Below are 17,660 nucleotides of genomic sequence, written 5' to 3'. Positions count from 1 at the left end.
CGTGGCACGCGGCAGCCGAACCTACGACGTCCTCAAGCGCTTCCTCGACATCGTGGCGTCCGTCGTGGCGCTCGTCCTACTGTCTCCCGTGCTGGCGATCGTCGCCATGATGGTGGCTATCCGCCTGGGCAGGCCGGTGCTGTTCGTGCAGCCGAGACCGGGCAAGGACGGCCGCATCTTCCGGCTGCGCAAGTTCCGGTCGATGCGCGACATCGACGAATCCAAGGGGCTCGTCAGTGACGCGGATCGGCTGACGGCCTTCGGTCGCAAGCTGCGCTCTACCAGCCTCGACGAGCTGCCTTCGCTGTGGAACGTGCTCCGCGGCGATATGAGCGTTGTCGGACCACGCCCCCTGCTGGTCGAGTACCTTCCGAAATACACCCCCGAGCAGGCGCGACGGCACGAAGTCCGTCCCGGAATCACCGGTCTGGCCCAGGCCAGCGGCCGCAACGCTCTCAGCTGGGAGGACAAGTTCGCCCTCGATGTCGAGTACGTCGATCACCGTAGTCTGGAGTTGGATGCCCGCATCATCCTCGCGACCTTCCGCTCCGTGATCGCGCGAGACGGCATCTCGGCGGAAGGGCAGGCGACGATGTCGAAGTTCGGGGAAGCGGATGGCTGACGGCATCATCGTCATCGGAGCCGGCGGATTCGGTCGAGAGACGCTTGACGTCATCGAGGCGATCAACGCCGTCACCCGGGACTCCGTCTGGGATGTCATCGGAGTGGTGGACGACGCGCCCGCCGAGATCCAGATCGAGCGGCTGCGTGACCGCGAGATCCGTCTCCTCGGAGAGATCGAGGCGAATCGCGAGCTTTTCGACGGCACGCACTACGTCGTGGGCATCGGTTCACCCAGCGTCCGGGCTCGTATCGCGGAGAAGGTGGAAGCGTGGGGGGCAAAGCCTGCAACACTGGTGCACCCGGGCGCGGTGGTCGGGACGCGCGTCGTGATTGCGGCGGGCTCGGTGGTGTGCGGAGGTGTGCAGATCTCGACGAATGTGCGCTTGGGTAGTCATGCGCACGTCAATCCAGGGGCGGTCATCGGACATGACACCGCGCTCGACGAGTTCGTCTCGGTCAACCCGGGCGCGGTCGTCTCGGGAGAGGTTCTGGTGGGAGCTCGCGTATTGATCGGAGCCGGCGCAGTCGTGCTCCAAGGGCTCGCTATCGGCGACGATTCAGTCATTGGCGCTGCCGCGTGCGTGACGAAGGGCGTGCCTGCCGGTGTCGTGGTCGTGGGAGTCCCTGCTCGACCCGTAGAGCGCGAGGGCGTCTCGTGAGAGTGCTCGTTCTGTCGCAGTACTTCACTCCGGAGCCGGTGCCGATCCCCGCGGAAGTCGCTGAGTCACTCAGCAGCAGGGGCCATTCGGTGCGCGTGCTGACCGGATTCCCAAACTATCCGGCCGGAGCCCTCTACGAGGGCTACCACCAGAAGCGTGGTCACCGGGAACAGCACGGAACGTTCGAGGTACTCCGGGTCCCGATGATCATCGACCATTCGCAGAATGTCCTGAAGCGAATGACCAACTATGCGTCGTTCGCGTTGTCGGCGCTCAGCGTCCGTCGGTTCTCCAAGGACGCCGACGTCGTCTATGTCTATGCCACCCCGATGACGGCCGCTATCCCCGCATGGGTCTGGCGGCTCACCTTCCGAGTGCCCTTTGTGCTCCATGTTCAGGACTTGTGGCCCGACTCCGTTCTGGGCTCCTCGATGGTGGGAGAAGGAAGAGGGGCTCGGCTGATCAGTCGAGTGCTCTCGCCTTGGCTGCGCAGCATGTATCGCAAAGCCGCCGCGGTCATCGGGATTGCTCCGACGATGGTGTCGACGTTGATTGAACGAGGGTCGCCTGCTGCGACGACGACCCTCATCTACAACTGGGCCGGTGACGCCGGCGACGTCGTCGCCCGCCCTGTTCGGGATGGTGCCCCAGTTCGAGTGGTCTATGCGGGCAACGTCGGCGCGATGCAGGACCTCGGGACTGCGATCAGGGCCGCGCATGCGGCGAAGGACGCCGGGGTTCACCTTGAGATCGTCGGGGACGGCGTCGCGCGCAAGGACCTGCATACTTTGGCGAGGGAACTGGGCGCGGACAACGTCTCGTTCCACGAACCCGTACCGCGTGATCGGATGTCGGAGATCTACGACCGCACCGATGTGGCGTTGGTTTCCCTCAAGGACCTGCCCGTGTTCCGTGGCACGATCCCTTCCAAGTTCCAGGGAGTGCTCGCGGCGGGTCTGCCTGTTCTCACCACGGTGCAGGGTGATGTCCGGGACTTCGTTGAAAGGCACGGTCTCGGCTTTACGGCCGACGCGGAAGACGTCGCCGCGCTCGAGTCGTCAATGCGTGCCGTCGCGGCGAGCTCCGCAGAGGAACGCGGCCAGATGGCAGCGAGTGCAGTGCGCGCGTACCGCGAGAGCTTCACTCGGGAATCGGGCATGGACAGAATCGAAAATGTGCTCCTTGAGTCAGCACGAAGAAAGGGCGGGCGGAAATGACCGGGTCGTACGACGGAGCGAAGATTCTCGTGACGGGTGGAACGGGGTCATTCGGGCACACAGTCGCCCGGAAGCTGCTCGAGAGCGATGTTGCTGAGATCCGGATCTTCAGCCGCGATGAAGCCAAGCAGGATCTGATGCGGCACGAGGTCCGCGACAGCCGGCTTCGCTTCTACGTCGGGGACGTGCGCGACTTCGACAGTGTCGAGCGGGCGACCCGGGACGTTGACTTCATCTTCCATGCCGCTGCGCTCAAGCAAGTGCCGTCCTGTGAGTTCTTCCCGATGGAAGCTGTGCGCACAAACGTGCACGGCAGCGAAAACGTCGTGCGCGCCGCAGATCGCAATGGCGTCAAGTCCGTTGTCTGCCTCAGCACCGACAAAGCCGTCTACCCGGTGAATGCGATGGGGATGTCCAAGGCGATGATGGAGAAGGTCGCTCAGTCGTACGGGCTGAACAATCCGCACGCCGCTACCACGGTCTCGTGCGTTCGGTACGGCAACGTCATGTACTCGCGCGGCTCGGTGATTCCGCTCTTCATCAATCAGCTGAAGTCCGGCAAGAACATCACCGTGACCAATCCGGAAATGACGCGATTCATGATGTCTCTGGCGCACTCGGTGGACTTGGTCGAGTTCGCGTTCCACAACGCACACCAGGGCGATCTGTTCGTGCGTAAGGCCCGAGCGACCTCCATCGCGACGCTCGCGCAGGCCGTGCTGAATCTCTTCCGCTCGTCCGCCCGCATCGAAGTCATCGGCACCCGGCACGCCGAGAAGCTCTCAGAGGCGCTCGCTACCAGGGAGGAGCTCTCCCGTGCGCACGACATGGGGGACTACTTCCGTGTCGCCGCCGACAATCGTGATCTCAACTACAACCTCTACTTCGAAGAGGGAAACGTTGAGCAGCACAGCTTCGAGGATTACGACTCGCATACGGTTGAGCAGATGGAGGTCGAAGCAGTCGAACAGTTGCTGTTGACCCTGCCTGAGGTGCGCCGTGAGCTGGCGCTTGCGGGCATCGATGCGGAGACGGAGCACAACGCGTGAGCAAGATCGCTCTCACAGGCGCCAATGGCTTCCTAGGGTGGCACACGCGAGCCGCTGCGCACGCGGTCGGCGATGAGTTCGAGTCGATCCAGGTCGGCAATGACTTCGACGTGGCTGAGGCGGCGGCAGCTATCGATAGCAGCGAACGCGCGCTCCACATCGCGGGCATCAATCGTGGGTCCGATGAGGAGGTCTCGTCAGGGAACATTCAGTTCGCTGAGCAGTTCGCCGCAGCATTGCGTGCCGCAACGCAGCCGCCGTCGGTCGTCGCCTTCGCGAACTCGACTCAGGCGGACAATGGCTCCGTCTATGGCGACGCGAAGAGCCGTGCGGCCGGCATCATCGCCGCGGCAGCTGATGACATCGGCGCCGAGTTCCAGGACCTGTGGTTGCCGAATCTCTTCGGCGAGCATGGGCAGCCCTTCTACAACGCCGTGACTTCCACGTTCTGTCACCTCCTCGCTCACGGCGAGGAGCCGATCGTGCAGCAGGACCGTGAGCTGACGCTGCTGCACGCGCAGGACGCGGCTGACCTTCTCCTTGGCGCCATCTCGCGGGAGGAGAGCAGAACGAAAGAGCGACGAGAGTTCGTCTCTGGACTGCTGCACCGCCTGAAGGAGATCTCCGTGCTCTACGCCGCTGGGGAGATCTCCGACGTCAGCACCGATTTCGGACGAGATCTCTTCAACACCTACCGGTCGTTCACGTTCCCTCAGCATGCGCCGGTTCGGTTGCAGCGCCATGCAGATGCACGAGGCTCCTTCTTCGAGATCATTCGCTCTCATGGTGGCGACGGGCAATCCTCGTTCTCGACAACCGTCCCGGGTATCACCCGAGGCGATCACTATCACCGTCGGAAGATCGAACGGTTCACCGTCCTGTCGGGAGTCGGTCGGATCTCTTTGCGCCGGCTGTTCACGAGCGAGGTGATCTCGTTCGACGTCTCCGGAGACGAGCCCGCGGCGGTCGACATGCCGACAATGTGGGCGCACAACATCACGAACATCGGATCCGAGACGTTGTACACGTCCTTCTGGACCGACGACATCTTCGACCCTCAGAACCCCGACACGATCGCCGAGGTGGTATGACAATGACCGAAAAGCTGAAAGTGCTGACCGTCGTCGGCACGCGTCCGGAGATCATCCGGCTGTCTGCCACGATCAAGCTCCTGGATGAGCACACCGAGCATGTCCTTGTGCACACCGGGCAGAACTACGACTACGAGCTCAATGAGGTCTTCTTCGAAGATCTTGGTCTGCGTAGGCCGGATCACTTCCTGGAGGCAGACACATCGTCACTCGGGGCGGCTCTTGGATCGATTCTGACCAAGATCGAGAAGGTACTGATCGAGGAGCGGCCGGACGCCTTCCTCGTACTCGGGGACACCAACAGCTGCATCTCTGCTGTCATGGCCAAGCGCATGCGTATCCCGGTCTTCCACATGGAGGCAGGGAATCGCTCGTTCGACGAGAACGTTCCTGAAGAGACCAATCGGCGCCTTGTGGACCATGTCTCGGACTACAACCTCGTCTACACCGAGCACGCTCGCCGAAACCTTCTCGCCGAAGGGATCCATCCTGCTCGGATTCTGTTGACGGGCTCTCCGATGCGTGAGGTCCTGGAGCAGAACCGCGCACAGATCGATGCGAGTGACGTGCTCGAGAGGCAAGGACTCACCGCCGGCGGGTACTTCCTGGTCAGCCTGCACCGGGAGGAGAACGTGGACAACCCGGTGCGACTGAGTGCGGCGCTGGACGCCCTCCAGGCACTTCGCTCGGAGTATGGACTGCCCATTCTCGTGTCGACTCATCCGCGCACGCGGAATCGCCTCGAATCGTTGCCGGAGACTTCGAAAGACGGCATCGTCTTCCATCCTCCCTTCGGGTTCCACGACTACTGCAAGCTGCAGCTGGAAGCGCGTCTCGTTCTATCGGACAGCGGCACCATTAGTGAGGAAGCCAGCATGCTCGGTTTTCCTGCAATCACGATGCGGGACTTCATCGAGCGGCCTGAGGCGCAGGACGCGGGAGTGATCATCACCGCCGGCGTGACTCCGGGCAGCGTGCTTCAGGCGGTTGCGCTGCGGCTGGCTGGCCAGGCAACGGACTCTCGGGCAATTCCCGTCGGGTACGAGGTTGGCGACACCTCGTGGCGGGCTACGTCGTTCATCGTCTCGTCAGCGCACTCGCACGCCAGGCGGCTAGGGCTCGCGAAACATGATTGAGTTCGGAGCTTTCCAGTAGCGCCGATTCCTGTCCGTCCAAGGTGAATGCATCGCCACGTCGCTCGAAAGCAGAAGAAGTAAATGCTTGTCTCGATCCTGTCGCCCGTCTTCAACGAGTCCTTACACATCGAAGAAATGATCAACAGCGTGCTTGGGCAGACGCATTCAGAGCTTGAGCTCATCATCGTTGATGACGGTTCTACTGATGACACGGTTGCCAAGGTGGAACAAGCTAGCCAGCGGGACCCACGGATCCGTCTGGTCAGTGAGGGCAAACTTGGAAAGACGAGGGCATTCAACCGCGCGTACGCCGAGGCGAGAGGTGAGGTCGTCCTGCTCATGGGCGGCGACGACGTCATGCCGAGCGACAGCGTGAAGGCAAGAGCTGACGCTATTGCGGCTGCCGCTACATCGTCGGAGGACCGGGTCGCCGCGTTCGCGCGACTCAGGACCTTTTCTGAGAACCCTCGTTTCGACGGACAGATCATTCCTCGGCGTCCCGGTGTGGGAGCGCGATCGGGCGGCACACTCGCGATGTCCAGAAGTCTCGCAGATCTGGCCTTTCCGGTCCCGGAGGAGTTGGTCTCCGAGGATCTATGGATTGGCGGGGTGGCTGGCGCCGCCGCCGAGCGTCACGTCGAATTGGACGATATCGTCCTTCACTATCGGATACACGCAGGCAACTCCAACCCGCGAAATCAGGAATTCGCGAGAATGACCGAGTCCATGCATTCGCGGATGATCGCGTATGGAATGCTCGCAGACGCGCCCGACCTGGACCTCCTCTCTGGAGAGCAGCAGCGATTCCGCATGCTTGCAGACGTTGAGGAGCGACGGTACCGCAGGGGCCCGGTCGCTGTCATGACTTTCTGGTCGGCACCTCTCACAACTCGTTTGCGCGCAGCGTCGATGTCATCGCCCGCTCTCTTCAAGGTGAGGACGTTCTTCTTCAAGGTCCTGTCTGGGTGGTGAACTCGCCCGCTCCGTGTCGGACGGCGTGCCAGCCTGCCACCCAGGTGACGACATAGATCACGCTCAGAGCCAACGAAACACACCATGCCGCCTGGACAAGTCCAAGTGAGAAATGGACGATCAGGAACACGACGATTCCGATCAGCACGATACGGGCTATGTCGAGTGCAAGATTCGAACGTCCACGCTGGGTGACGACCAAAGCCTTACTCATCGGGCTCGCGATCAGACGTGTGGCGAGAAGCGGTGTGAAGGCGATCATCAAGTCAGCTGTATCGTCCCACCCCTTCCCGAGCAGCACGGGAATTGCCCATGGTGAGATCGAGACGACCAGGAGGACAAGAGCCGCCGATATCCCCACAAGGAGCATCGACACCCGAATGTAATAGCGCTCCATCCCGTGAACCCCTGTCCGGCGCATCGATGCCAGGTGCGCCTCGACGACCTGTCCGACGGATGTTGCAATGAGGACGAGCGGAGCCGCGACGAGACGTTCCGCCATCGACCAATGCCCCGCCGCGGTGACGGAGAACCACGCACCGACGAATATCAGTGGGAGTACCAAGCCTGCTGCGTTCAGAAGGGCTGCCGGCGTGAAGAGCGCGACAAAGCGCCAGTACTCTGAGGCCAGCCGTTTGATATCCGCAAAGGAGAAAGGCTCTATCTCTCTCTTAAGGCGGCGGGTGAGCGGCACGATGCCGGCGACGCGGCCGAGGGCGTATCCTCCGGCGAGTGCGACATTTGAAGGGGCAACGAAGCCGAGACCGAGTTGGGCACCGGCGGAGAGCGCGGCCTGATAGAAGCTCCGACGTGCGACGGCCCCATAGGCGTGTTCTCTGAGCGCATACTGGCTAAGAAGCGTGAACACGGCTGTCAGAAAGGAGATCAGCGCAACCCATGCCGACAGCCAGGGCAAGGCAGCGAGGTTGGTCAGTCCACCCAATGCGAAGATCAACTGCAGAACTCCCGCAGTGAGTGCACTGAGGACAAGTGAACTCACGGCGCCGGCCGTCAGTAAAGCCGTCGCATCTCGTCTCGACTTGGGCAGCATGAGCGCTGATTCCAGCCGCAAAGCGGCTGCGGGGGTGATGATCGATGACGTGGACACGACAAGTGCGACATATCCGAAATCCGCTGGAGCGTAGAGTCGCGCGAGAATAGGCGTAACCGCCAGGGTGATGATTTGCCCCGCGGCCGTGCCGACAACGAGTGACAGCGCTCCCTTCACACCGCGGGCTCGCAGCCGGGCTAAGAGTGGTCGTTCAGACGGCAACCGGCGATCCTATCTGCGGAAGGCAAGGGTCAAGCGCTTCAAACGCAAGCGCGCGACAGAAGCGGACGGATACAGTTCGGCAACGGGCCCGGTTTGAAGGCTCTCCGGACTCGGCCAGAGGATGCGCCAGATCACCTTGAATCGTTGGCGAGCAGGGACGATTCGTAAGGCGGCCAGGTAGGCCGCCTTACGCGTCCGGGCTAGGCGCCACGCCCAATCGGGGGGCACTGTCGCATCTTCCGCCGAAAACTCCGCCACGGGAAACGCGACAGTCACGGCATCGGCGAGTGCGTACTCGGCGCCGACCATGCGTACGAACTTCAGGCTCTCGATGCCGGCAGCACGCAGGGCGTCTGCGGCTGAGTGAACCTTCGCCGTGGACGGACCGTGGCCGTCCACGGGCCGTGCCTCGTGCAGAGCAAGGATTGCCGCATGCGCTTCGCGTGCAGGCGTTCTCGCGATCGAACCGGCGAACTGCCGCGTCTCTGAATGCTGTTCGAGTGCGATGAACGCGGCTTCCGGATCGACAGTGATCCCAGGGAACCAGGTGTGAACGTCGATCGCACAGGCCCAGTCGGCCGCGCGAAGAGTCAGCGAGTGGAGAACGCGTGTGCCGGTGAAAGCGGATATGGCTGGAGACCATCCCCATGGTTGCAATGCCCGCGCGAGATCGACTCCTTGTGAGGGGCGAACCAGACAGTCGACGTCACCCGAGTGAGCGCGATCTCGCAGGCCCTGCGCGTGAAGCGTCGGGCCTTTGAGGAAGAGGAGGTCGATGCCATGCTGAGCGGCGACGTTGTTGATGAGCGCGTATACGAGTTCGTGGAGCGTCGATGTGAGCCATGGCGCAGGGATCTGAGTCACACGATGCGGGTGTGATACGTCCGCCGAGGCGATCCCAAACTCGGCCATTTCCTCGAGAACCTGTTGATCGAGTTCATCAAGTGACGAAATGTCGACGGGGCCGGCGACCAGACGGCGCCAAAGGTCTGCACCGCGTCCGACTAAGAGTCTTGGGCGCGCGGGAATGACGGGCGTGACGAGAATCTCGACCTGCTGCGACACGTTGAACGTTTCGGGTGTGACTTCCAACGCCCCGAAGCTGATCGCAACCCAACGGCTCACGATGCCCCCTTTGGGTCGCGCGTAACAGCGAGGAACATGGTTCACGGCTCCGTCGCATATGGGGACTCGTTGTCTCGGCGCGTGCGTGGTGTCCCCACGGCTTCAGGTTCTGGGATGGGCAAAGAACCGGCAAGGCCTGTATAGCGTGACACGAAAGTACGGGTCGTCGTCAGGAACCCTAGTGTCAAGAGGAACCAGAACGTCCGCGCATTGAGATCCCCGGACACCGACACCTGGGCAAGCTCCGTGGCAACCAGGGCGAGGATCAAGACGAACAGCGGCTCGTTGCGCGCCGCCTTGAAAAGGCGGATCAGTACTATCAACACGAGCGCGAGGAGACCGATGCCGAAGAGGACCCCACCCTCGGCGAAATACTCCAAGAAGAGGTTGTGAGGGTAGTTGAACTGTTTCGGGGCACCCGCGAACTGGCTCCAGTTTCCGAGCCCGACGCCTCCCGGGTGACGTGCGATGAGTGGGAGGGTCAATGCCCAGAAGTTCTGTCGCGAAGTATCGGCGTCGCCGTTATCGATCACACTCAGAATGCGGCTGTTCGAGAAGAACGGGAGGACAGTCAGTGCCCAAAAGGAGGCTACTGCAGCGATCAGAATTCCAAGGATACGGCGAATCCGATGCCGACGTGAGAAAACGACGAGGACGATAGCTCCCGCCGCTACGGCAACGAGCGGCCCGCGCGAGCCTGTCGCGAAGATACCGCCGACCAGAACGATCCCAACGACGAGGAAGATCCACGGCCGGACGAGTCGCTGCGTCACGAGATACAGGATCATGACGGCTGCAGTGGCCATCGCCCGGGCGAGCCAAATGGGGTTCGCGTCGAAGGTCTCGACGCGACCGCCGGTGAAACCGATGATGGAGATCAAGGCAAGGATTGACGCGGCCGCGATCCACGCGTAACTGAACGTCTGAATCGAACCCTTGTCGCGTAGCATGCAGGCTGCCATGGCAGTGATCAACGTTGCCGTGGACCACGTCGTGATCTTGTCGTCGCCGTACTCCGTCAGGGGAGGGAGCACCAGCACTGGGATCACAAGTAGCCCGAAGATGATCGGGGTGACCAGCACGGGGTGGAGCAGCGGGATCCATCGAAAGATCTCGTAGATGATTACCACCGCGGCGAAACCGGTCGCGACGTTGGCGACGCCGATGTCCCCGATCGCGGGGAAGAGGCTGCCGAGGAGCAACGCTACGAGAATGATGGCGCGGCTTGTTCTGCCGAACCTCGTCAACGGGCGTGGAAGGGAGATATTCACTTGAATGGGTCCGCTCGTTCGTGCGGGTTGAGCGCACAGCATGAGTGGACGTTCATGCGTTGAAGCATACCGGTGGCTGTCAGACTGGCCTCACCCGTGAGCTGCCCCCACGGTGCTCAGGATGCAACGCAACCCGTACTGCTGTTCCCCTCCGATGCCTTTGCTCAACCGTTGCGAGGCGTGATGGCTCGGTAGGATCAGGTTCATGCGCATTGCCGTCGTCGCCCTGGGAAAGATCGGGCTTCCCCTCGCTGTCCAGTTCGCTTCATCGGGCCATGATGTGATTGGCGTCGATGTCAACCAGAAGGCCGTCGACACCATCAACGCGGGGCTGGAGCCGTTTCCCGGCGAGGCGTACCTGCAGGAGAAGCTCGCCGAATTGATCCCCTCGGGCCGCCTCCGTGCGACCACCGACTACGCCGAGGCGGTTCCTGGTGCTGACGCGGTCGTTCTGGTCGCCCCCGTTCTCGTGAACGACGAGACGTGGGAGCCCGACTTCAAGTACATGGACGCGGCGACCACGTCACTCGCGAAGCACCTCACAGCGGGAACGCTCGTCTCCTACGAGACGACGTTGCCTGTCGGCACGACTCGCAGTCGTTGGAAGCCCATGCTTGAGACCGGTTCCGGACTGACGGAAGGCGTCGACTTTCACCTCGTGTATTCACCGGAGCGGGTGCTCACCGGGCGAGTGTTCGCGGACTTGCGCAAGTACCCCAAGCTGATCGGCGCGCTCTCGCCCGAGGGCACCCGGCGCGCGCGAGAGTTCTACGAGGCGGTGCTGCAGTTCGACGAGCGCGCCGACCTTCCGCGTCCCAACGGGGTCTGGGACTTGGGGTCGACGGAAGCCTCCGAGATGGCGAAGCTTGCCGAGACGACCTATCGCGACGTGAACATCGGCCTGGCTAACCAGTTCGGGCTCTTCGCCGCCGCCAACGGGATTGACGTCTACAAGGTGATCGAGGCATGCAACTCGCAGCCGTACAGTCACATCCATCGTCCCGGCATCGCCGTCGGCGGTCACTGCATCCCGGTGTATCCACGTCTCTACTTGACCACTGACCCTGGTGCGGACATCATTCGCGCGTCGAGGCAGCTCAACGCCTCGATGCCCGAGCGGCTCATTGCGCAGGCCGAGACGCTACTGGGGTCGCTGTCGGGCCTGACGGCGGTCGTGTTGGGTGCGGCATACCGTGGCGGCGTGAAGGAGACGGCGTTCTCGGGAGTGTTCCCCACTGTTCAGGCGCTGCGTCAGCGCGGTGCCGATGTTCGCGTGCATGACCCGCTCTACACAGACGACGAGCTGCGTGCCCTCGGTCTCGAGCCCTTCTCGATCGGCGAGGCAGCGGATGTCGCCGTGCTGCAGACGGATCATGCGGACTACCGGACACTCGCTCCCGAGCAGATCCCAGGTGTACGGCTTCTGGTCGATGGGCGCGCGGCGAGCGATGCCGCATTGTGGGCGGGCACGCCGCGGATCGTCGTCGGGTCGGCGTGACCTCCATCATCGTTCTGTAGCGCGATCGGATCTCGTTGACTGCGCGGTGAGCGGGAATCCCGCAGGGCAGCGCCATCTACTGTGAACAGAAAGCACCTTGACGAAGGAGAACGCGTGAGCGACTTCATTCCCCCCGCCAAGCCGATCATCGGCGACGACGAGCGTGAAGCCGTCGATCGAGTCCTCCGCAGCGGCATGGTCGCGCAGGGGCCCGAGGTCGCGGCTTTCGAGGCCGAGTTCTCTGCGCACTTCGTGCAGGGCCGTCCGGCCGTTGCCGTGAACTCCGGAACGGCGGGCCTTCACCTCGGTCTGCTCGCTGCCGGGGTTGGTCCCGGCGACGAGGTCATCGTGCCGTCCTTCACCTTCGCCGCGACGGGCAATTCCGTCGCGCTCACCGAGGCGACTCCGGTCTTCGTCGACATCGAGCCCGACACGTTCACGCTCGACCCGGATGCGGTTGCCGCGGCGGTCACGTCGAAGACGAAGGGTGTGCTGCCGGTTCATCTCTACGGACACCCCGCCCGCATGCGTGAGCTGGAGGCGCTTGCTGCCGAGAGCGGCATCGCGTTGTACGAGGACGCGGCACAGGCACACGGCGCTGCACTCGATGGACGGCCCGTCGGGACCTTTGGCGAGTTCGCGATGTTCAGCCTCTACCCGACCAAGAATATGACCAGCGGTGAGGGCGGGATGGTCTCGACCGCGACCGATGAGATCGCACGTATGGTCAAGCTGCTGCGGAACCAGGGTATGGAGCGTCAGTACGAGAACGAGGTCATCGGGTTCAACGCGCGCATGACCGACATCCACGCGGCGATCGGTCGAGTGCAGCTGACGAAGGTCGGCGCCTGGACGAAGACGCGCCAGGAGAACGCCGCGTACCTCGACGCCAACTTGCAGGGCGTGGTCGTTCCACCTGTGGCCGAAGGTGCGGTGCACGTGTATCACCAGTACACGGTTCGCGTTCCGGAGGACCGGGACGGGTTTGTGAAAGCGCTCAAGGAGGAGCACGGGGTAGGCGCGGGGGTCTATTACCCGATCCCGAACCACCGTCTGCCGTCGCTGACGCGTTTCGCGCCGGGGCTGGAGTTGCCCGAGACCGAGCGCGCGGCGCGCGAAGTCGTCTCCTTGCCGGTCCATCCGTCGCTGTCGCAGAACGACCTCGAGCGCATCGTGGCCGCGGTGAACGCCGTCGCAGGGGCGGGCGCCTGATGGCGCTGCGCGCCGGCCTGCTCGGCGTCGGCATGATGGGACGGCACCACGCCCGCGTGTTGCGCGAGATCGACGGTGTCGAGCTCGTCGCGATCGCGGACCCGGGCGGGGATCCGCACGGAGTGGCCGGTGATCTGGAGATCCTGCCTGATATCGACGCCCTGATCGACGCGGGTCTCGACACCGCCGTCGTGGCGGTGCCGACTCGATTCCACGAGGAGGCGGCGCTCAAGCTCGCGGCAGCCGGCGTACACGCTCTCGTCGAGAAGCCGATTGCGCACACCATCGACGCCGGGCGTCGCATGGTCGATGCGTTCTCGCAGGCCGGTCTGGTCGGGGCAGTGGGGCACATCGAGCGCTTCAACCCCGCTTTGCAGGAGCTGCGCCGGCGGCTCGAAGCGGGCGAGCTGGGTGCGGTCTACCAGGTGGTCACGCGGCGTCAGGGCCCCTTCCCGTCTCGGATCGCGGACGTCGGCGTTGCCAAGGACCTCGCGTCGCACGACGTGGACCTGACGGCATGGGTCGTGCAGTCCGACTATGAGCGCGTGTTCGCGCAGACCGCGTTCAAGAGCGGTCGTGAGCACGAGGACATGATCACCATCACGGGCCGCACCGAGAGCGGTGTGATCGTGAACAACATCGTGAACTGGCTGAGTCCCATGAAGGAGCGGGTGACCGTCGTGACGGGGGAGAAGGGCGCGTTCGTCGCTGACACCGCGACCGGCGATCTCACCTTCTTCGCGAACGGCACGATTCCACTCGAGTGGGAGTCGGTGTCGAGTTTCCGCGGCGTCTCCGAAGGGGACGTCATCCGATACGCGTTCACCAAGCGGGAGCCGCTTCGGGTGGAGCATGAGGCCTTCCGGGATGCGGTGCTGGGTGAGCGTTCCGACGTGGTGACCATGGAGCAGGGGCTTCGCACGCTCGCCGTCGTGGAGGCGGCGTTGGAGTCGGCCAGGCTGATGGAGACTGTCAAGATCGGCTAGTTCGCATCGTCGTGGGTCTCGTCATCGAGAGGAAAGCGAAAGCACGCGGTCCTGCTTGCTGTGAATCCGTGGCCGAAGCGCTTCTGCTCGTGATGGTTGGATGTAGTCATGAGTAGCACGCCTTCCTCGCGCCGTGAGCTCCGCGATCGCAAGGCGGAACGCCGCGAGGCCAAGCCCCGACGCCGTCGGATCTGGCCCTGGATCGTGGGCGGCGTGTTCCTCGTCGTCGTCGTGATGGCGGTCGTCGGCGGGATCATCGGCAAGCAGGTCTACGACAAGGCGATGTCTGCTCGCAGCCACCTCGAAGCGGCGATGACCGGCGTGCAGCAGGTGCAGAAGTCAGTGCTCGCCGGTGACCTCGACGTCGCGGCGAAGAGCTCAGCAACTGTGTCGGCACAGACTGCGGCCGCGGTCGCGGCGACGAAGGGATGGCAGTGGAGCTTCGCCGAGAAGCTCCCCGTCGTCGGTTCCAACCTCTCGGCGGTCCGCACCGTCGCTGAGGTGACGGACGGCTTGGCGACCGATGTCGTCCGTCCCGCGGCGAGCGTGAAGCTGAGCGATCTGAACGTCGCCAACGGGCGCATCGACCCCGCGTCGATCACCGCGCTCGCGAAGACCTTCGATTCCGTCGATGCCGGGATCCAGAAGGCGACTGCCGACCTCCGCAAAGTCGACAAGGCCCAGTTGGTCGGTCCCGTCGCCGATGGGGTCGGCAAGCTCGACTCCGAGCTGACGAAGCTGCGGCCGACGATGAAGACGGCACGCGAGGTGCTGAGCGTCCTGCCGGACGCGCTCGGCGCGAAGGGCCCCCGCACCTATCTGCTGATGTTCCAGGGCAACTCGGAGGCGCGGAGCCTCGGCGGCAATGCCGCGCAATTCCTCCCGATCACGGTCGACAACGGCACGATCACCCGTGGCACCGTCGTGAGCAGCGCCGATTTCAAGCATCAGGGCAGCCCCGATCCGGTCACGGATCTGGACCCTCAGGCCGTCAACATCTTCGGAGACAAGATCGGCCGCTACACGCCCGACTTCACGATGGTGCCGAATCTCCCCGAAGCGGTCCGGATCCTGCGGGCATGGTGGGCGAGGGATGTCGGGACGAACTTCGATGCGGTGCTGTCGATCGACCCGGTCACGCTCTCGTACCTCCTCGAGGCGACTGGCCCTGTGACCCTCGCGACGGGCGATCAGCTGACCGCGCAGAACGCGGTGCCGCTGCTGCTCAATGAGGTGTATTTCAGATATCCGACCGGGCCCGAGCAGGATGCGTTCTTCGCCTCGGCCGCGGACACGATCTTCAGCGCCGTCACCTCGGGCAAGGCATCGCCGGTGAAGCTGATCCAGGCGCTGTTCCGCGCGTCGGACGAAGGCCGGCTGCTCTACCTCAGCAACGACCCGCAGCAGACAAAGCTGGTCGACAACTCACGGATGAGCGGCATCGTGCCGCCGGACGACAAGGAACAGAGCGTTCTTGGTGTCTACCTGAACGACAACACCGGGTCGAAGAAGAGTTACTACCTCGACATGAAGATCGATGCGTGCCGCACCGATCAGGTCGTCAAGGGCACGATGACGCTCACCTCGAGCTTGACCGAAGATGCAGCCGCCGGCCTTCCGTATTACATCAGAGGGCCCTACTTCGCGGCGGGCGATATCAGCAGCTACGTCGTGTTCTACGGTCCGGCAGGCGGCTCGCTCGCAAGTATCACCGTCGACGGCCAGCCCGTGACGCCGATGAGCCAGGGCGAACATCTCGGGCGGCCTGCAGTGAAGATCGAGGTCCTCAGTCACTTCGCCGACACGCACACGGTGAACGTCGAGTTCACCGCACCGGGTCCGGGCGGCCCGCTCAAGGTCTGGACGACACCGATGTCTCGCGCGACACCGACAACTGTCGAGCCGACCTGCAAGTAGGTCGGGCGCTTCACGCCTCGTCGGCGCGCGACCGGCGCAGCAACGCCCGCGCGATCACCACGCCGACGGCCGTGCCGAGCGTGTTGGCGATCACGTCGGAGAGTGTCGAATAGCGGCTCGGGAGGGCCAGCTGAACGAGTTCGATGACGGTGCTGGCGGCGCACCCCACCGCGACGATCACGCCCGCGGGTATCCGCTGCCAGCCGGCGACCAGCAGCACCCCCAGCGGCACGAACAGGGCGATGTTCGCCGCGAACTCGAGCACGGTGTAGGCGGCCTCGAACGGCGCACCCCACGCCGCGACCAAGCAGGCGAGCACAGCGACGATGCCGGACACCTTGCCGGCTTCCTCCGCGGGCAGCCAGGTGAGCAGCAGCACGGCGATCGCGTACGGCGCGAGCAGCCACCGGGCGATGAGGGCGACACGTCCATGCACTGCGCGCGATCGGCGTCGGTCGGCGGTCGTCGGCGGTGAGGCAAGGGGCACGAACAGCAGGGTAGGCGGCCCGCCAAGCTCAGACCTGGACGAACTCCCGAAGCTCGCGTGCGAAGCGGTCCGCCCCGAATCGTTCGCTCAGGATCCGCGAGTCGAACGGCTCGAGGCGCAGAGCCGCTTCGATGCCGGCGGCCAGATCGTTCGGATCCGCGGACGCGGCGATCACCCCGGAGACGCCCGGGACGATCGTCTCGATCTGACCGCCGACCGGTCCCGTGACGACGGGGGTGCCCGCGGCCTGGGCTTCGACCGGCACGATCCCGAAATCCTCGATGGGAGGGAAGACCAGTACCGAGCTCTGCTGCATCAGGGCGTACATGAGGGCATCCGAGGGCCCGATTACGAACTCGACCGGAACCCGAGCTTCTGCGGCGCGCGCCCGCAGACGCAGCTCATCCGGCCCGCGCCCGACGATGACTGCGGGCAGCCCGACCCGGTCGGCCGCGTCGATGACGAGATCTAGCGCCTTGTACGGGGTGAAACGAGACGCCCCCATGACGAAGGTCTGCGGCAGCCGCTCGAGGATCCGACGTTCGTCGGCATCGACGACCTGCGTGCGCCAGTCAGACTGCGCGCGGATCGCTTCGACGGCGACCGGAGGGTGGATCACGACGGCGTCGCGATTCCATGCCTTGGCGATCCTGTCGCGCACGAACCGGCTGTTGGCAGCGATCGTCGTGGCCTCCTGCGCCCGACGGCGATCGATTCCGCGGAACAGCGGGGAGACCGCGCGGACGAGCGCATGCCGGCCGCGCTCGTCCGACTCCGGATCCCAGAGATACCGGGCGGGACTATGCGCGTAGACGAACTTCGGCACGGACGGATCCGGCACCCGCACGTGATGAGCGAAGACGTAAGAGCTGGCCAGCACCCATTCGTGGTCGTCCCGTACGGCCACGCGACGCCACGTCGCATCCAGCAGCGGGAGCGACGCCGCCTTGTGCTTGCGGAACGGCGTGCGCGAGAGCCACGACTCGGCGACGCGACCCTTCGCGAACCGTTCGGGGGCGTCGTTCCACAGGCAGAAGATCTCCGAGTCGGGAAACACCTCGCCCATGGCATCCAGAACCCGCTCCGCCCCGCCGGACCGCTCGATCCACTCGGTGACGATCAACCCCGACACGGCGCGCGCCT

General features: G+C 64.0%; 16 protein-coding genes. 11 read left to right on the top strand and 5 right to left on the bottom strand.

The genetic code is table 11. The annotated features are described in order from the left end of the window. The first annotated feature begins 1 nt into the window (after position 1). The 7 genes from AC1DMN_RS04830 (at position 2) to AC1DMN_RS04800 (ending at position 6,748) form a co-directional block, all read left to right on the top strand. Positions 2-622 carry a sugar transferase gene (locus tag AC1DMN_RS04830; protein WP_477229662.1) on the top strand — a complete coding sequence of 207 codons (621 nt, stop codon included), beginning with the start codon at positions 2-4 and terminating at the stop codon, positions 620-622. Further along, positions 615-1,283, top strand: a complete 669-nt coding sequence (locus AC1DMN_RS04825; protein WP_477229661.1) for a NeuD/PglB/VioB family sugar acetyltransferase — start codon at positions 615-617, stop codon at positions 1,281-1,283. The genes AC1DMN_RS04830 and AC1DMN_RS04825 overlap by 8 nt, the downstream gene beginning before the upstream one ends. After that, entirely contained in the window at positions 1,202-2,500 is a 1,299-nt protein-coding gene (locus tag AC1DMN_RS04820; RefSeq protein ID WP_477229660.1) for a glycosyltransferase family 4 protein, read from the top strand. The genes AC1DMN_RS04825 and AC1DMN_RS04820 overlap by 82 nt, the downstream gene beginning before the upstream one ends. Next, positions 2,497-3,549, top strand: coding sequence for a polysaccharide biosynthesis protein (locus AC1DMN_RS04815; RefSeq protein ID WP_477229659.1), 1,053 nt, complete (start codon positions 2,497-2,499; stop codon positions 3,547-3,549). The genes AC1DMN_RS04820 and AC1DMN_RS04815 overlap by 4 nt, the downstream gene beginning before the upstream one ends. Next, a complete protein-coding gene (locus AC1DMN_RS04810; RefSeq protein WP_477229658.1) occupies positions 3,546-4,640 on the top strand; it encodes a polysaccharide biosynthesis C-terminal domain-containing protein in 1,095 nt (364 codons plus the stop codon). Before AC1DMN_RS04815 ends, AC1DMN_RS04810 begins: the two co-directional genes overlap by 4 nt. Then, on the top strand, positions 4,637-5,776 hold the full coding sequence (gene wecB / locus AC1DMN_RS04805) for a non-hydrolyzing UDP-N-acetylglucosamine 2-epimerase (RefSeq protein WP_477229657.1): 1,140 nt from the start codon (positions 4,637-4,639) through the stop codon (positions 5,774-5,776). The genes AC1DMN_RS04810 and wecB overlap by 4 nt, the downstream gene beginning before the upstream one ends. A gap of 81 nt (positions 5,777-5,857) precedes the next feature. Next, positions 5,858-6,748, top strand: a complete 891-nt coding sequence (locus AC1DMN_RS04800) for a glycosyltransferase family 2 protein (protein ID WP_477229656.1) — start codon at positions 5,858-5,860, stop codon at positions 6,746-6,748. On the opposite strand, the gene AC1DMN_RS04795 is transcribed toward AC1DMN_RS04800, so the two are convergent. From AC1DMN_RS04795 to AC1DMN_RS04785, 3 genes are read right to left on the bottom strand one after another with little or no spacing between them, the layout of a single operon-like run. Beyond that, positions 6,726-7,976, bottom strand: coding sequence for an oligosaccharide flippase family protein (locus AC1DMN_RS04795; protein WP_477229655.1), 1,251 nt, complete (start codon positions 7,974-7,976; stop codon positions 6,726-6,728). The two genes, AC1DMN_RS04800 and AC1DMN_RS04795, sit on opposite strands and share 23 nt — an antisense overlap. A 54-nt stretch (positions 7,977-8,030) precedes the next feature. Next, complete coding sequence (locus tag AC1DMN_RS04790) at positions 8,031-9,146, bottom strand: nucleotidyltransferase family protein (protein ID WP_477229654.1); 1,116 nt, start codon at positions 9,144-9,146, stop codon at positions 8,031-8,033. Positions 9,147-9,187: 41 nt separating this feature from the next. After that, positions 9,188-10,348: an O-antigen ligase family protein gene (locus AC1DMN_RS04785; RefSeq protein WP_477383927.1), complete on the bottom strand. Its 1,161-nt coding sequence runs from the start codon at positions 10,346-10,348 to the stop codon at positions 9,188-9,190. A 274-nt stretch (positions 10,349-10,622) separates the two neighbouring features. Between AC1DMN_RS04785 and AC1DMN_RS04780 the strand changes: the two genes are divergently transcribed. The 4 genes from AC1DMN_RS04780 to AC1DMN_RS04765 all read left to right on the top strand — a co-directional run bounded on the left by AC1DMN_RS04780 (position 10,623) and on the right by AC1DMN_RS04765 (position 16,030). Continuing rightward, on the top strand, positions 10,623-11,915 hold the full coding sequence (locus tag AC1DMN_RS04780; protein ID WP_477229652.1) for a nucleotide sugar dehydrogenase: 1,293 nt from the start codon (positions 10,623-10,625) through the stop codon (positions 11,913-11,915). Between the two features lie 114 nt (positions 11,916-12,029). Then, positions 12,030-13,127 carry a DegT/DnrJ/EryC1/StrS family aminotransferase gene (locus AC1DMN_RS04775; RefSeq protein WP_477229651.1) on the top strand — a complete coding sequence of 366 codons (1,098 nt, stop codon included), beginning with the start codon at positions 12,030-12,032 and terminating at the stop codon, positions 13,125-13,127. Beyond that, positions 13,124-14,113, top strand: coding sequence for a Gfo/Idh/MocA family oxidoreductase (locus AC1DMN_RS04770; RefSeq protein WP_477229715.1), 990 nt, complete (start codon positions 13,124-13,126; stop codon positions 14,111-14,113). Before AC1DMN_RS04775 ends, AC1DMN_RS04770 begins: the two co-directional genes overlap by 4 nt. Positions 14,114-14,221: 108 nt before the next feature. Continuing rightward, complete coding sequence (locus AC1DMN_RS04765; protein ID WP_477229650.1) at positions 14,222-16,030, top strand: DUF4012 domain-containing protein; 1,809 nt, start codon at positions 14,222-14,224, stop codon at positions 16,028-16,030. 10 nt (positions 16,031-16,040) lie between these two features. Here the strand turns inward: AC1DMN_RS04765 and AC1DMN_RS04760 are convergent, their stop codons facing one another. Further along, a complete protein-coding gene (locus AC1DMN_RS04760) occupies positions 16,041-16,517 on the bottom strand; it encodes a VanZ family protein (protein WP_477229649.1) in 477 nt (158 codons plus the stop codon). Between the two features lie 28 nt (positions 16,518-16,545). Further along, positions 16,546-17,649: a glycosyltransferase gene (locus AC1DMN_RS04755; protein ID WP_477229648.1), complete on the bottom strand. Its 1,104-nt coding sequence runs from the start codon at positions 17,647-17,649 to the stop codon at positions 16,546-16,548. Positions 17,650-17,660: the final 11 nt, after the last annotated feature.

The organism is Microbacterium sp. 01T413_2 (assembly GCF_056398985.1).
This window is presented reverse-complemented; position numbering and strand designations above follow the sequence as displayed.